The sequence below is a fragment of the Psychrobacter proteolyticus genome (genome assembly GCF_003350005.1).
GTDB classification, from domain to species: Bacteria; Pseudomonadota; Gammaproteobacteria; order Pseudomonadales; family Moraxellaceae; genus Psychrobacter; species Psychrobacter proteolyticus.
Map to the genome: position 1 here is coordinate 57,486 of NZ_QLKS01000005.1, position 12,880 is coordinate 70,365.

The 12,880-nt window shown below is 44.2% G+C and carries 21 protein-coding genes; all 21 read right to left on the reverse strand.

The window, feature by feature from the left end:
* Window positions 1-13: 13 nt before the first annotated feature.
* On the reverse strand, window positions 14-412 hold the full coding sequence (rpsH, locus tag DXK30_RS10720) for a 30S ribosomal protein S8 (RefSeq protein WP_101204864.1): 399 nt from the start codon (window positions 410-412) through the stop codon (window positions 14-16).
* Window positions 413-423: 11 nt separating this feature from the next.
* Complete coding sequence (rpsN, locus tag DXK30_RS10725; RefSeq protein WP_010196705.1) at window positions 424-729, reverse strand: 30S ribosomal protein S14; 306 nt, start codon at window positions 727-729, stop codon at window positions 424-426.
* A gap of 12 nt (window positions 730-741) precedes the next feature.
* On the reverse strand, window positions 742-1,278 hold the full coding sequence (gene rplE, locus DXK30_RS10730) for a 50S ribosomal protein L5 (RefSeq protein ID WP_101204865.1): 537 nt from the start codon (window positions 1,276-1,278) through the stop codon (window positions 742-744).
* A gap of 21 nt (window positions 1,279-1,299) precedes the next feature.
* Window positions 1,300-1,617, reverse strand: a complete 318-nt coding sequence (rplX, locus tag DXK30_RS10735) for a 50S ribosomal protein L24 (RefSeq protein ID WP_101204866.1) — start codon at window positions 1,615-1,617, stop codon at window positions 1,300-1,302.
* A gap of 8 nt (window positions 1,618-1,625) precedes the next feature.
* Window positions 1,626-1,994 carry a 50S ribosomal protein L14 gene (gene rplN, locus DXK30_RS10740; RefSeq protein ID WP_010196702.1) on the reverse strand — a complete coding sequence of 123 codons (369 nt, stop codon included), beginning with the start codon at window positions 1,992-1,994 and terminating at the stop codon, window positions 1,626-1,628.
* A gap of 182 nt (window positions 1,995-2,176) precedes the next feature.
* Complete coding sequence (rpsQ, locus tag DXK30_RS10745; protein ID WP_102094163.1) at window positions 2,177-2,452, reverse strand: 30S ribosomal protein S17; 276 nt, start codon at window positions 2,450-2,452, stop codon at window positions 2,177-2,179.
* Window positions 2,449-2,646 carry a 50S ribosomal protein L29 gene (rpmC, locus tag DXK30_RS10750; RefSeq protein WP_102094164.1) on the reverse strand — a complete coding sequence of 66 codons (198 nt, stop codon included), beginning with the start codon at window positions 2,644-2,646 and terminating at the stop codon, window positions 2,449-2,451. The genes rpsQ and rpmC overlap by 4 nt, the downstream gene beginning before the upstream one ends.
* Window positions 2,646-3,059 (reverse strand): 50S ribosomal protein L16, encoded by a 414-nt coding sequence (gene rplP, locus DXK30_RS10755; RefSeq protein ID WP_010196693.1) that lies wholly within the window; start codon window positions 3,057-3,059, stop codon window positions 2,646-2,648. Before rplP ends, rpmC begins: the two co-directional genes overlap by 1 nt.
* Window positions 3,060-3,062: 3 nt before the next feature.
* Window positions 3,063-3,785 (reverse strand): 30S ribosomal protein S3, encoded by a 723-nt coding sequence (gene rpsC / locus DXK30_RS10760; protein ID WP_057758704.1) that lies wholly within the window; start codon window positions 3,783-3,785, stop codon window positions 3,063-3,065.
* Window positions 3,786-3,788: 3 nt separating this feature from the next.
* Window positions 3,789-4,118 (reverse strand): 50S ribosomal protein L22, encoded by a 330-nt coding sequence (rplV, locus tag DXK30_RS10765; protein ID WP_021813373.1) that lies wholly within the window; start codon window positions 4,116-4,118, stop codon window positions 3,789-3,791.
* 10 nt (window positions 4,119-4,128) lie between these two features.
* Window positions 4,129-4,404 (reverse strand): 30S ribosomal protein S19, encoded by a 276-nt coding sequence (gene rpsS / locus DXK30_RS10770; protein WP_010196682.1) that lies wholly within the window; start codon window positions 4,402-4,404, stop codon window positions 4,129-4,131.
* Between the two features lie 12 nt (window positions 4,405-4,416).
* Window positions 4,417-5,244: a 50S ribosomal protein L2 gene (rplB, locus tag DXK30_RS10775; RefSeq protein WP_057758702.1), complete on the reverse strand. Its 828-nt coding sequence runs from the start codon at window positions 5,242-5,244 to the stop codon at window positions 4,417-4,419.
* A gap of 11 nt (window positions 5,245-5,255) precedes the next feature.
* A complete protein-coding gene (gene rplW / locus DXK30_RS10780; protein ID WP_057758700.1) occupies window positions 5,256-5,606 on the reverse strand; it encodes a 50S ribosomal protein L23 in 351 nt (116 codons plus the stop codon).
* Window positions 5,603-6,205, reverse strand: a complete 603-nt coding sequence (gene rplD / locus DXK30_RS10785; protein WP_057758698.1) for a 50S ribosomal protein L4 — start codon at window positions 6,203-6,205, stop codon at window positions 5,603-5,605. The genes rplW and rplD overlap by 4 nt, the downstream gene beginning before the upstream one ends.
* Before the next feature lie 14 nt (window positions 6,206-6,219).
* Window positions 6,220-6,858 (reverse strand): 50S ribosomal protein L3, encoded by a 639-nt coding sequence (gene rplC / locus DXK30_RS10790; RefSeq protein ID WP_057758696.1) that lies wholly within the window; start codon window positions 6,856-6,858, stop codon window positions 6,220-6,222.
* Window positions 6,859-6,907: 49 nt separating this feature from the next.
* The gene (gene rpsJ / locus DXK30_RS10795; RefSeq protein WP_010196670.1) at window positions 6,908-7,219 is read right to left on the reverse strand and encodes a 30S ribosomal protein S10; all 312 of its coding nucleotides are present in this window, start codon (window positions 7,217-7,219) and stop codon (window positions 6,908-6,910) included.
* A 410-nt stretch (window positions 7,220-7,629) separates the two neighbouring features.
* A complete protein-coding gene (locus tag DXK30_RS10800; RefSeq protein ID WP_101204869.1) occupies window positions 7,630-9,231 on the reverse strand; it encodes an Rne/Rng family ribonuclease in 1,602 nt (533 codons plus the stop codon).
* A gap of 93 nt (window positions 9,232-9,324) precedes the next feature.
* Window positions 9,325-10,035: a Maf family protein gene (locus DXK30_RS10805; RefSeq protein ID WP_201637769.1), complete on the reverse strand. Its 711-nt coding sequence runs from the start codon at window positions 10,033-10,035 to the stop codon at window positions 9,325-9,327.
* Between the two features lie 105 nt (window positions 10,036-10,140).
* Entirely contained in the window at window positions 10,141-10,626 is a 486-nt protein-coding gene (gene mreD / locus DXK30_RS10810; protein ID WP_057758689.1) for a rod shape-determining protein MreD, read from the reverse strand.
* 118 nt (window positions 10,627-10,744) lie between these two features.
* Window positions 10,745-11,605 (reverse strand): rod shape-determining protein MreC, encoded by an 861-nt coding sequence (mreC, locus tag DXK30_RS10815; protein ID WP_114701690.1) that lies wholly within the window; start codon window positions 11,603-11,605, stop codon window positions 10,745-10,747.
* 217 nt (window positions 11,606-11,822) lie between these two features.
* Complete coding sequence (locus tag DXK30_RS10820; RefSeq protein ID WP_057758685.1) at window positions 11,823-12,860, reverse strand: rod shape-determining protein; 1,038 nt, start codon at window positions 12,858-12,860, stop codon at window positions 11,823-11,825.
* Window positions 12,861-12,880 lie beyond the last annotated feature (20 nt).

Here is a 12,880-nt window from a genome sequence, read left to right on the forward strand (position 1 = left end):
ATCGTCGTATAGCTTACGCTACAAATGCAACGATTTCACCACCGATACCAGCAGCGCGTGCAGCACGATCGCTCATGATACCTTGGCTAGTAGATACGATAGCAACACCCATACCTTGCTTAACAGTAGGGATAGCGTCTTTACCGCGGAACTGGCGTAAACCAGGACGGCTATAACGTTGGATAGTTTCGATGACAGCACGGCCTTCGAAATATTTCAATTCAATAGTAAGGGTTGCTTTGTTGTTTTCTTCTTCAGCAACAACAGCGCTAGCCACATAACCTTCGCTAACTAGTAAATCAGCAATTGATTTACGTAATTTAGAGCTCGGCATTGCTACCGATACTTTGTTAGCCATTTGTGCGTTACGGATACGGGTTAGCATATCCCCAACGGTATCTTGCATACTCATATAGTTACTCCTTACCAGCTTGCTTTACGAACACCAGGCACATCGCCTTGCATGACACGCTCACGCAGCATATTGCGTGACAAGCCAAACTTGCGGAAGTAACCGTGAGGACGACCGGTGATAGCACAACGATTACGCAGACGTACTGGTGATGAGTTGCGTGGAAGAGCTTGTAGCTCTAACATCGCTTCCATACGAGTTTCGTCACTTGCAGTCATATCACTGATAGTTTCTTTTAGCTTGATACGCTTTTCAGCATATTTAGCAACCATTTTTTCGCGCTTTAATTCGCGGTTAATCATGCTCTTCTTTGCCATAACGTCTTTACCTTATTTAAATGGGAAGCCGAATGCTTTAAGCAACGCACGACCTTCTTCATCAGATTGAGCTGACGTGGTGATTGTCACATCCATACCACGGATACGATCAATCTTGTCAAAATCTACTTCTGGGAATACGATTTGTTCTTTGATACCCAATGAGTAGTTACCACGTCCGTCAAAGGCTTTAGGTGAAAAACCGCGGAAATCACGAATACGAGGAATTGCAATGGCAACGAGACGATCTAAAAATTCGTACATTTGCTCACCGCGTAGCGTTACTTTACAGCCAATTGGCCATTCTTCACGAATCTTAAAGCCAGCAACTGATTTACGCGCTTTGGTGACAACAGGTTTTTGACCAGCAATCGCGGTCATATCAGCTACAGCACCTTCCAACAATTTCTTGTCTTGAGACGCGCCGCCTACACCCATGTTAAGTGTGATTTTAGTGATTTTAGGCACTTGCATCACATTTGCCAAACCAAGCTCTTCTTTGATTTGCTGCTTTAGTTCATCGTTATATAAAGATTTTAATCTTGCCATTACCATTACACCCTTAGTGTCTTACGCAGTCGCCACTACTTCACCGCTTGAACGATAGACGCGTTGTTTCTTGCCGTCTTCGCCAAACTGATAAGTAATACGGTCTGCTTTTTGGGTTTGCGCATTTAAGATTGCGACATTTGAGATATGCAGAAAAGCTTCTTGCTTAAGAATGCCACCTTCAACGCCAGTTGCCTGATTTGGCTTCTGATGTTTGGTAACAATGTTAATGCCTTCAACTTTAATACGATCGTTTTTTACAGCTTGTACAGTACCTTGCTTGCCTTTGTCTTTCCCAGCAATCACGATAACTGTATCGCCTTTACGTAATTTTGACATGGATTACCTCACAATACTTCTGGTGCTAGTGATACAATTTTCATAAACTGATCACCACGTAGTTCACGAGTTACCGGTCCAAAAATACGAGTTGCAATCGGCGCTTTGTTTTGGTTCAACAATACCGCAGCATTGTCATCAAAACGTAACACAGAACCATCAGGGCGACGAACGCCTTTTTTGGTACGTACAACTACTGCATTCATCACGTCGCCTTTTTTAACACGACCACGCGGAATGGCTTCTTTAACCGTTACTTTAATAATGTCGCCAACTGATGCATAACGACGATGAGAACCACCCAGTACTTTAATGCACTGAACTCTTCTTGCACCGCTATTGTCTGCAACTTCCAGCATTGACTCAACCTGAATCATAGCGTTACTCCACACGTATGAGCAATAAAAACCAGTTGCTGCCGCTAGCACAGTATGAGTAGACGGCATTTTAATATAAATAACCGCGACTTACTCTTAATGTGAGTGATATACGCTCGGCGCAATCAGCATCCTTAAAAAGGCGGCTATTTTAACAGCTTCTGGCTTTTAATGCAATTTACTTAGATTTTTTCTACTTTTTCAACCACATCAACCAAAGTCCAAGACTTGGTTTTTGAGATTGGACGCGTTTCTTTGATACGGACAAGATCGCCTTGTTGGCAAACATTATTCTCATCATGTGCTTTGATTTTTGTAGAACGACGAAGCTGCTTGCCATACAAAGGATGACGAACCAGACGCTCAATCAAAACTGTGATGGACTTATCCATCTTGTCGCTAACAACTCGACCTGTCAATACGCTAGCATTGGTAGTTGTTTGATTGTTATCGCTCATGAGTCGCCTCGTTGTTTCTCGTTAATCAAAGTCTGAAGCTGAGCAATCGTGCGACGATTGTCACGTACTTCATGGGTATTACCCAACTGACCAGTTGCTTTAGCCATACGAATACGGAAAGCATCAAGTTGCTTTTCATCAAGTAACTGGGTCAGTTCTTCTAATGATTTATCACGTAATTCACTGATCTTCATTACATTATCGTCCGCTTAACAATGGTAGTTTTAAAGGGCAGTTTTGCTGCAGCAAGCGTGAAAGCTTCACGTGCAAGCTCTTCTGGTACCCCTTCAATTTCATATAGCACTTTACCAGGTTTGATTTCGCATACCCAATATTCTACTGGACCTTTACCTTTACCCATACGTACTTCTAATGGTTTGTTGGTAATCGGTTTGTCAGGGAATACACGAATCCAAATCTTACCGCCACGCTTAATTTTACGAGTGATGGTACGACGTGCTGCTTCGATTTGACGAGCTGTCATACGACCACGCGTCAATGATTTTAGACCAATTTGTCCGAATGCAACGGTGCTTCCACGATGAGCTAGCCCAGTGTTACGACCTTTGTGCATTTTACGAAACTTGGTACGTTTTGGCTGTAACATAGTTTAACCTCTGTCTGAGTTTCGACGGTTTCCACGACCACGGCGTTTTGGCGCACGAGTCTGCTCTTCTTTGACGGGATTATATACGCTGTTCATACCGTCAAGGATTTCGCCACGGAAAATCCAAACTTTAACACCGATGGTGCCGTAAGTTGTCTCTGCACGAATTGACGAGTAGTCAATATCAGCACGGAGTGTATGCAATGGCACACGACCTTCACGGTACCATTCACTACGAGCAATCTCAGCACCGCCTAGACGGCCAGACAGCTCAACCTTGATACCTTTAGCACCAGAACGCATGCTGTTCTGTACCGCGCGTTTCATCGCACGACGGAACATAACACGACGCTCAAGCTGGCTACCGATGCCGTCTGCTACCAAACGTGCATCAAGGTCAGGTGACGTGATTTCTTCAATGTTGACCTGAGCAGGTACGCCCATAATTTTGGTCAATTCTTTTTGAAGTCTTTCGATATCTTCGCCTTTCTTACCGATAACAATACCAGGACGCGCAGTGGCGATGGTAATCTTAGCAGCGCCAGTAGGACGCTCGATCATGATGTTGCTGATCATAGCGTTGTCTAGCTTTTTGCGTAGATATTCACGAACTTGAATGTCGTTGATTAGGTATTCTGAGTATTGTTTAGGGTTAGCATACCAGTTTGCGTTATGCTTTTTTACAACACCAAGACGAATTCCGATTGGATGTACTTTTTGACCCATAACTTATTCTCCTACCTTTATAGTGATGTGACAAGTACGCTTGCTGATACGATCAGCACGGCCTTTGGCACGTGGTAGGATACGTTTTAGCGTAATGCCTTCATCAACATAGATAGTAGCGACTTTTAGGTCGTCAATATCTAAGCCGTGATTATGTTCGGCATTGGCGATGGCTGAGTTAAGGCATTTCTTAACAAACACAGCGCCTTTTTTATTGCTATACGTTAGGATATCCAAAGCACGCTCAATAGATTTGCCACGAACTTCATCAGCAACGAGTCTAACTTTTTGTGCCGATATGGCGGCACCGCGTAATTTTGCAGTTACTTCCATGGTAAGCACCTTATCTCTTAGCTTTTTTGTCAATGCCGTGACCACGATACGTACGAGTCGGGGCAAATTCACCTAGTTTATGACCAACCATCTGCTCGCTCACGATAACCGGTACATGAGTACGGCCGTTGTGAACAGATAAAGTTAGGCCAACCATTTGTGGCAGAATCATCGAGCGGCGCGACCAAGTCTTAATTGGCTTGCGTGAGTTGGTGTCTAATGCATTCTCAACTTTAGCAAACAAGTGCGCGTCTATGAATGGACCTTTTTTCAATGAACGAGGCATGAAATTCTTCCTTTATTTCTTCTTGGCGCGACGGCGGATGATCATGTTGTCAGTACGCTTATTGTGACGCGTTTTAAGTCCTTTAGACTTCTGACCCCAAGGGCTGGTTGGATGGCGACCTTTGTTACGACCTTCACCACCACCGTGTGGGTGATCAACCGGGTTCATAGCGACACCACGAACAGAAGGACGAACACCACGCCAACGTGAAGCACCGGCTTTACCAAGTGATTTCAAGTTGTTTTCAGTGTTAGAAACTTCACCAATAACAGCGCGGCAATTTACGTGTACACGGCGAGTTTCGCCAGAACGCATACGTAGAATAGCATAAACACCGTCACGACCTAGTAACTGAACGCTAGCACCCGCAGAACGAGCCATCTGTGCACCTTTACCGATTTTAAGTTCGATATTGTGAATCACAGTACCCAATGGGATGTTTTTTAGCGGTAAGCAGTTACCTGGACGAATTGGAGAAGTCTCGCCTGACATTACTGTATCACCAACTACTTGTTTCTTAGCAGCGATAATGTAACGACGTTCGCCATCAGCATACTTAAGTAGAGCAATATGAGCAGTACGGTTAGGATCGTATTCGATACGCTCTACCGTTGCTGGGATATTGTCTTTAGTACGTTTGAAATCGATAATGCGATAATGTTGCTTATGACCACCGCCAATGTGACGAGTAGTAATGCGGCCATTATTGTTACGACCACCTGACTTGCTTTTTGATTCTAGAAGTGCTGCAAACGGACGACCTTTGTACAGGTGTGGATGCACTACTTTTTCAACAAAACGACGGCCTGGTGATGTTGGCTTTGCTCTTACGATAGGCATGAGTGTAATCCTTATTCGTTATTCGCTGTTTCACTAGTAGAATCAGTAGTATTCGCTACTTCTTCACCAGCATCAGCCATTTGTACATCTTGACCAGCTTTTAAGGTAACATAGGCTTTTTTGTAGTCGTTACGACGGCCGATGCTTTTACCAAAACGCTTTGTCTTACCTTTAACATTCAAAGTGTTTACTTTAGTAACTTCAACACCTTCAAACATCAACTCAACTGCTTTCTTGACTTCAAGCTTAGTAGCATTAGAATCAATTTTAAATACCTGCACACCAAGTGAGTCGCCAAGCATTTGAGATTTTTCTGAGAATACAGGCCCTCTTAAGACCTGATAAAGTCTTGCGTTATTCATGCTAGTGCTTCCTCAAATTGTTTCGCAGCTTCAACTGACATGATCACTTTATCAAATGCGATCAAGCTCACTGGGTCCACTTCGTTTGTACCAAGTACATTGACATGTGGAATGTTGCGAGCAGCTAAGTATAAGTTTTCATCAACTTCTTTAGTAACGATTAGTGCACGAGGTGCATTCAAATCGTTTAGCTTAGCAATCAGTTCTTTGGTTTTCGGCCCAGAAACGCTCAACTCTTCTACCAAAATCAGACGCTCTTGACGAATCAATTCTGCTAGGATGCACTGCATCGCACCGCGATACATTTTACGGTTTACTTTCTGTGACCAATCTTGTGGTTTTGCAGCGAATGCACGACCACCTGAACGCCAGATTGGGCTACGAATAGAACCCGCACGAGCGCGACCAGTACCTTTTTGGCGCCATGGCTTAATACCACCGCCAGAAACTTCGGCACGTGTTTTTTGTGCGCGTGTACCTTGGCGAGCACCAGCTAAATAAGCGGTGACGACTTGATGCACTAGTGCTTCGTTGAATTCACGACCAAATGCCGTATCAGAAAGCTCAACCGCCGCACCTGTAACTGTTTTTAAATCCACGTTAATCCCCTTGCTTAGGCTTTGACTGACGGACGTACGATAACATCGCCACCGGTGGCACCTGGGATAGCACCCTTGATGACAAGTAACCCTTTTTCGGCATCAACCGAAATCACTTCTAGGCCCTGAACGGTAACACGTTTGTTACCCATCTGACCCGCCATCTTCTTGCCTTTGAATACTTTACCTGGTGACTGGTTTTGACCAGTTGAACCATGCGCACGATGAGACACTGAGTTACCATGAGTAGCATCTTGCATACTAAAGTTGTGACGCTTAACAGGGCCTTGGAAACCTTTACCTTTGCTCTGTCCTGTCACATCAACCATCTGACCTTGTTCGAACAAGTCAGCTAGAATCTCGCCACCAATCTCACGACCTTCAAGATCGCTTTCGTTGGCACGGAATTCCCAAACACCACGGCCAGCTTTAACACCAGCTTTAGCGAAGTGACCCTTTTGTGCAGCTGTTACACGGCTGTCACGACGAGTACCTGTGGTAATTTGGATGGCTTGATAACCATCTACATCAGTATTTTTTACTTGAGTAATGCGGTTTGCATCGACCTCAACAACTGTTACAGGGATAGATGCGCCTGTTTCAGTGAAGACACGGGTCATGCCGCACTTTTTACCGACTAAACCGATCGCCATTTTAGACCTCTTTATATCTTATATTAATGGGTTGGGTGTTTAATGTGCATTAACCCAAAGCAATTTGAACGTCAACACCCGCCGCTAAATCTAATTTCATTAGCGCATCCACAGTTTTGTCAGTTGGCTGAACGATATCAACCATACGCTTATGAGTACGGATTTCGTACTGATCACGAGCGTCTTTGTTAACGTGTGGTGAGGTTAGAACGTTGAAGCGCTCAATGCGAGTCGGCAACGGTACAGGACCACAAACTTGCGCACCGGTGCGCTTTGCAGTATCAACAATCTCTTGTGCAGATTGATCAATCAGACGATGATCAAAAGACTTAAGACGGATACGGATTCTCTGGTTAGCCATGCCAGCAAGCTCCTAATATGTGCCTTTGTCATTCTTGCGTCGCAAGACCATGATCAAAAGCAGTTTGGTTAAATATTCACTTAAAGCGGCCTTCTGTTCTTAACCAGAATGAGTTCTTTATCCGAACTTATAGCGTGCCAAAAGCAAAATAGTTTAAAGCCCCGCCAACCCTCCTATTAATTGGAAAGTAGCAAAGGCATAATGAAATAGTGCTAGAAACGATGCTCTAGCTGTCATAGCGCCAGCTTTTTTTATTCAGCTGCGCATATATAATTCAGTGGTGTATATTATACATAGTATTTTAGGTATTGCAAGAGCAATCTCTAGTATCATTAGAGATACTCCTTCTTATACTGACCACTAATCACACAAATATTTTCATCTAAAATTATTATTTGTTTTAAATAATATTAATCTAAAACAATATCATACTGCTCTTGAGTGTATAGATTCTCTACATCAAAAGTAATGACCCTACCCAGTAAATACTCTAAATCGGCTACTGTGTCTGACTCTGTTGTGAGTAGTAAATCAATGACTGCTGCATGAGCCACTACTGTGAATTTCTTAGGAGAATTATAAGTGCGAGCGCAGCGCATAATCTCGCGGAATATCTCAAAACAGACCGTCTCGGCAGTTTTGACAAACCCTCGTCCTTGGCAAGTTGAGCACGGCTCACAAAGCTGTTGACCCAATGATTCACGCGTGCGCTTACGTGTCATCTCTACTAGGCCAAGCTCACTAACCTGCGTAATTTTAGTTTTTGCATAATCTTGGGTAAGCTGCGCCTGTAAGCTCTCAAGCACGTCATCTTTATGCTGTTGCTCAAGCATATCGATAAAATCTAGAATAATAATACCGCCTAGATTACGTAGTCGTAGCTGACGAGCGATAGCATGTGTGGCTTCTAGATTAGTCTTATAAACCGTATCCTCTAATGAGCGACCGCCCACAAAAGATCCTGTATTGACATCAATCGTGGTCATTGCTTCGGTCTGATCGATAATCAGATAACCGCCAGACTTGAGATCGACACGGCGCTTTAGTGCATCACGTAAGTCGTCTTCGACACGGTGTACATCAAACAACGACTGCTCAGCTGTGTAGTGCACGATGCGATCATAGACGAATGGAACAAACTCCTTGGCAAAGTATCTGACTTGCTCATAGATTTGCGTATTGTCAATGATGACTTTTTCGGTATCCGCGTGAACCAAGTCACGGATAGAACGTAATGGTAGTGACAGTTCCTGATAGATCAGTTCTGAGCTCTGGTGATGATTAATCTCTTGGCGACGAGCACAGATAGTACGCCACAGCTGCAATAGATAATAGATGTCCTCTTCTAGCTTATCGACAGGCACACGCTCAGCAGCGGTACGGGCAATCAGTCCACCTTTTAGATTGACCGTCTGCATCAGGCTGCTAAGTTCGGTCTTTAATCGGCTACGCTCCTCTTCACCATCGATACGCTGCGATATGCCAATATGATCACTCGATGGCAAATATACTAGATAACGTGATGGTAGTGAGATGTTGGTTGTTAGACGAGCACCTTTGCTCCCCAACTGGTCTTTGGTTACCTGTACCAAAATACGCTGACTTTCATGCAGACGATGCTGAATCAATGTTTTAGATGCTGGTACGATCTCTGTGCTTTGCGCACTGACGATAGGCGGTGTCACAGCCAAGCTATCAGCAGCAGCATTGGTAGTCGCATCGTCCTCATTTATCTCGTGCTTAGTGGCCTTAGCCGCTTTGTTTTTTTCTACAACGGGTCGTGGTTCACGCTGCATATCGTTGACATGTAGAAATGCGGTCCGTGATTGACCAATATCCACAAATGCTGCCTGCATACCAGGAAGGACACGTACGACCGTCCCCAGATAGATATTGCCGACCAATCCCAGTTTATGATGTCGTTCAATATAAATCTCGCCCAAAATACCATTGTCTAAAACCGCAACACGGGATTCCATTGGACTAATATTAATCAGCAGCTCTTCGGACATAGTTTTTTCTCTTATCTCTCAGCTTTCTTATTAGACGGTCATCGTCTATTAGATTGACAGTGTAACAAATGCGACTTGCTCTTGCCCATTACCCTACCGTGTCATTATGTGCATATCCCATTCTAACGGGTTGACTGTGTCCATACTGTTTTCTGTCATTTCTTTGATTAGTGCCAGCGTTTGCGCCAGTGGCAGACCAACGACATTGGTATAGCTGCCGTTGATACGACTGACCCAAGCAGCACCCAGTCCTTGAATACCGTACCCACCCGCTTTATCAGCAGGTTCGCCACTATCCCAGTAGTCGCTCATCATCTGTGTCGTTAATGGTATAAAGGTCACTTCCGTACGCTCAGTGATTCGCTGCTGGTTGATAATTTGCAAGGACTGTGTAGGTTCTGCTGTACTTGTCTCTACTTTAGGCAATAGCTGTACTTGAGTCGCTTGAACGGCAGTCCATACTTCGTGGACGTGATCAGACATAGACTGCCACATACTATATGCGTGCTCGCGATCGACAGGTTTGACCAATACTGTCTTACCATCTGACAGCACACCGATGGTGTCAGAGGTCAAAATCATAAACGGTGAGGTGAGATTATCGTGATCCGCTTGAGAGGTATCGCTTAATTGTTGTATCGCAGCATCGGCCTTGGTTGCGACCATGCGTTCGATATAGTCTGTCGGCGACTCATTATCTAAAGGCGTCTCATCAATATCCACGCTCAAGATAGTAAAGTTTAGTCGCGCTCTTTCTAGTAGCTCACGACGACGCGGAGAGCCAGATGCCAAAACGATATCCATCGAAATTCTCTTCATTTGTAAATTTATGATGTGTGTGGTTATACGGTCTTGTGAACAGAGCAAGCTAAGCTGTTAATCAGAGTAACAGCTATAACTAGCGATTCATTAACGCGAAAATTTGCGTAAAGCAAACAGCACGAGTGGCCAGCTAATGATACTCATAAACAGTGACAAAGCAGACTGAGCGACAAAGACGTTTTGAATAAACATCTGTAGTATCCATAGATTTAACTGAAAGACAATCAGCCCTAGACTAGCAATTAACCAAGCGCTAACGGTATTCAACTGTCTGACATAAATACTGGTAATTTTGATAACCAGTGCAACCACAACAGCGGCGAACGCTTGCTGCCCTAAATGGGTATCCATCAATAAATCAGCAATAAGTCCAACCGTAAATGCGGTAAAAATGCCGACATAGCGCGGCTGAAACAGCAACCAATAGATCAGCACCATGATCATGACCATAGGGCGCAATGTGGCCATGCTTGGGCTTAATGGATAGACATTGAGTGATGATGCAGCGATGAAACTTAGAACAATCACAACTATCAATAGTACCGTGGCATTCTCAGAATCAGGATACGACATGGGTACTTACCTTAGCGAGTGTTTGATGGTTGCTGTTATATTGTTGATTGGATATTGGCAAGGTGAATACCATAAGTGAACAGCTTTAAAATGTTAATACTGTGGCTTACTTCATTATCTACAGAGCACTAGCGGCAGCATTATTCTCGTTTAGCAGCTTGTCTTGAAGTATTAAAACATAAGCATTATCGATAAAATTGGCTGCTGGAGTAACTTCGATCGTTCTAAAGTTATCGGTTTGCTCATCTTTGACATGCGCGATACGCCCTACTCGATAACCTGCCGGAATACGACCGCCCAGTCCTGACGACACTAGCTCATCACCTACTCGCACATCTGATGTTTTGAAGACGTAATTGAGACTTAATGAAGATGGAATGCCTTGGCCTGTAACAATGGCGCGCTGACCGGTACGCTTAACAGTGACCGCAACTGATTGCTGCTCATCTGTAATCAACAACAGACGGCTAGTATTCGGGTAGACATTGATAATCTGTCCTAATACACCGTCTTCATCGATGACCGTTTGCCCAACTTGTACGCCATCTTGCTCACCTTTATTAAGCACGACAATTTGTCTGAGCAAATTGGTATCTGTACCGATGACTTGCGCCAAATTAAGATCAAACTGCTCGGGCTTGGTGGTAGATAAGATACCTTGCAGGCGTGCGTTCTGCGCCAAGATATAATCTTGCTGTTGTAGCTTGGCATGTGCATGTATCAATTGCGATTTTAGCTGCATGTTTTCGCGACGCAGTGCTTCTTTTGACTGCAGGCTGCCACCAGCCCAATGCTTGGCATAGCTTGGTAATAGAGACAGCTCATAGATTGGCTGCATGGCGGCATGACTGGTGCTACGTACTGGCTTAAACCAATCAGAGTTTTTGCTATCAAACCACATCAAAATTAAGGCTGCTATCAATACGATAACAGTCTTACGAAGTGATAACGGCTGGCGAGCAAAAATACTTGGAGTCATAAGTCGTCTGATTTAAGGATTCTAAAATGAACAATAGCACTTATTTACAGCATGAGTGTTTATCGAGGATATGGGGTTCTAGCATAAATGAATGCAATTAAAGGTAGCACAATCGGCTACCTTTAATGTTATACCTTTTTTGACTCGCTATTTTATGACAATGATCATCAAGCATAATGGATAGGAGAATAGTAAAGCCATGCTACACTAAGATGCGCTAGACAAAAATCATATTCAAGCTTTTATTATTAATGAAATCAAGGGCAATACCACCACCGCGGCTAACACAAGTTAGTGGGTCTTCTGCTACCGTCACTGGCAAACCGGTCTCTTGTGAGATAAGTTTGTCTAAGTCACGTAATAGTGCGCCGCCACCTGTCAATACAATGCCACGCTCAGCGATATCTGATGACAACTCTGGCGGAGTCTGCTCAAGTGCTACTTTTACAGCGCTAACAATACCGCTCAATGGATCAGTCAACGCTTTTTGCACTTCTTCTGAATTGACAGTAAAGGTCTTTGGTACACCTTCTGCCATGCTACGACCACGAACTTCTACTTCTAGTTGGCTGTCTTCATTCAATGCAGAACCGACTTCTTTTTTGATGCGCTCAGCGGTTGTCTCACCGATGACACAACCATGCGTGCGGCGTACATGAGTAATGATCGCTTCATCAAACATATCGCCACCGATACGAATAGACTCAGCATATACGCAACCAGATAGGGCGATAACAGCAATCTCAGTTGTACCACCACCGATGTCAACCACCATAGAACCACTGGCTTCATGAACTGGCATACCAGCACCGATAGCAGCAGCCATCGGCTCTTCTAGCAATAGTACTTTGCTCGCACCTGCTGATGACACTGCTTCACGAATCGCCTTGCGCTCAACTAGAGTAGACTTGCATGGTACACAAACCACAACATTAGGCTGTGCCATAAAACGCTTGGCTTTTACTTTAGCGATAAAGTGCTTAAGCATTTTTTGCGTCACTTCAAAATCGGCAATGACACCGTCTTTTAACGGGCGAATCGCTGTGATGTTCGCAGGCGTACGACCTAGCATCTGCTTGGCATCGATACCAACAGCGGCGACGGTCGGGTTTTGAGTACGATTGCTTCGTAACGCAACCACCGTAGGCTCGTCAAGCACGACGCCTTTATTAGGAATAAAAATTAGGGTGTTCGCAGTACCGAGGTCGATAGCGATATTATTTGATAAAAATCCAAACAGGTTCATGACTAATATATCCAGCGTCTTACGAATGA

Coding starts and splice junctions, on each gene's coding strand:
- rpsQ (WP_102094163.1), bottom strand. CDS start 2,452: ATGAGCGATAACAATCAAACAACTACCAATGCTAGCGTATTGACAGGT.
- mreC (WP_114701690.1), bottom strand. CDS start 11,605: ATGACTCCAAGTATTTTTGCTCGCCAGCCGTTATCACTTCGTAAGACT.
- rpsC (WP_057758704.1), bottom strand. CDS start 3,785: ATGGGTCAAAAAGTACATCCAATCGGAATTCGTCTTGGTGTTGTAAAA.
- rpsJ (WP_010196670.1), bottom strand. CDS start 7,219: ATGGCTAACCAGAGAATCCGTATCCGTCTTAAGTCTTTTGATCATCGT.
- rpsS (WP_010196682.1), bottom strand. CDS start 4,404: ATGCCTCGTTCATTGAAAAAAGGTCCATTCATAGACGCGCACTTGTTT.
- rpsH (WP_101204864.1), bottom strand. CDS start 412: ATGAGTATGCAAGATACCGTTGGGGATATGCTAACCCGTATCCGTAAC.
- rplE (WP_101204865.1), bottom strand. CDS start 1,278: ATGGCAAGATTAAAATCTTTATATAACGATGAACTAAAGCAGCAAATC.
- rplN (WP_010196702.1), bottom strand. CDS start 1,994: ATGATTCAGGTTGAGTCAATGCTGGAAGTTGCAGACAATAGCGGTGCA.
- rplX (WP_101204866.1), bottom strand. CDS start 1,617: ATGTCAAAATTACGTAAAGGCGATACAGTTATCGTGATTGCTGGGAAA.
- rplW (WP_057758700.1), bottom strand. CDS start 5,606: ATGAATAACGCAAGACTTTATCAGGTCTTAAGAGGGCCTGTATTCTCA.
- DXK30_RS10800 (WP_101204869.1), bottom strand. CDS start 9,231: ATGTCCGAAGAGCTGCTGATTAATATTAGTCCAATGGAATCCCGTGTT.
- rplC (WP_057758696.1), bottom strand. CDS start 6,858: ATGGCGATCGGTTTAGTCGGTAAAAAGTGCGGCATGACCCGTGTCTTC.
- DXK30_RS10805 (WP_201637769.1), bottom strand. CDS start 10,035: ATGGATATCGTTTTGGCATCTGGCTCTCCGCGTCGTCGTGAGCTACTA.
- rpsN (WP_010196705.1), bottom strand. CDS start 729: ATGGCAAAGAAGAGCATGATTAACCGCGAATTAAAGCGCGAAAAAATG.
- rplP (WP_010196693.1), bottom strand. CDS start 3,059: ATGTTACAGCCAAAACGTACCAAGTTTCGTAAAATGCACAAAGGTCGT.
- mreD (WP_057758689.1), bottom strand. CDS start 10,626: ATGTCGTATCCTGATTCTGAGAATGCCACGGTACTATTGATAGTTGTG.
- rplV (WP_021813373.1), bottom strand. CDS start 4,118: ATGGAAGTAACTGCAAAATTACGCGGTGCCGCCATATCGGCACAAAAA.
- rpmC (WP_102094164.1), bottom strand. CDS start 2,646: ATGAAGATCAGTGAATTACGTGATAAATCATTAGAAGAACTGACCCAG.
- rplB (WP_057758702.1), bottom strand. CDS start 5,244: ATGCCTATCGTAAGAGCAAAGCCAACATCACCAGGCCGTCGTTTTGTT.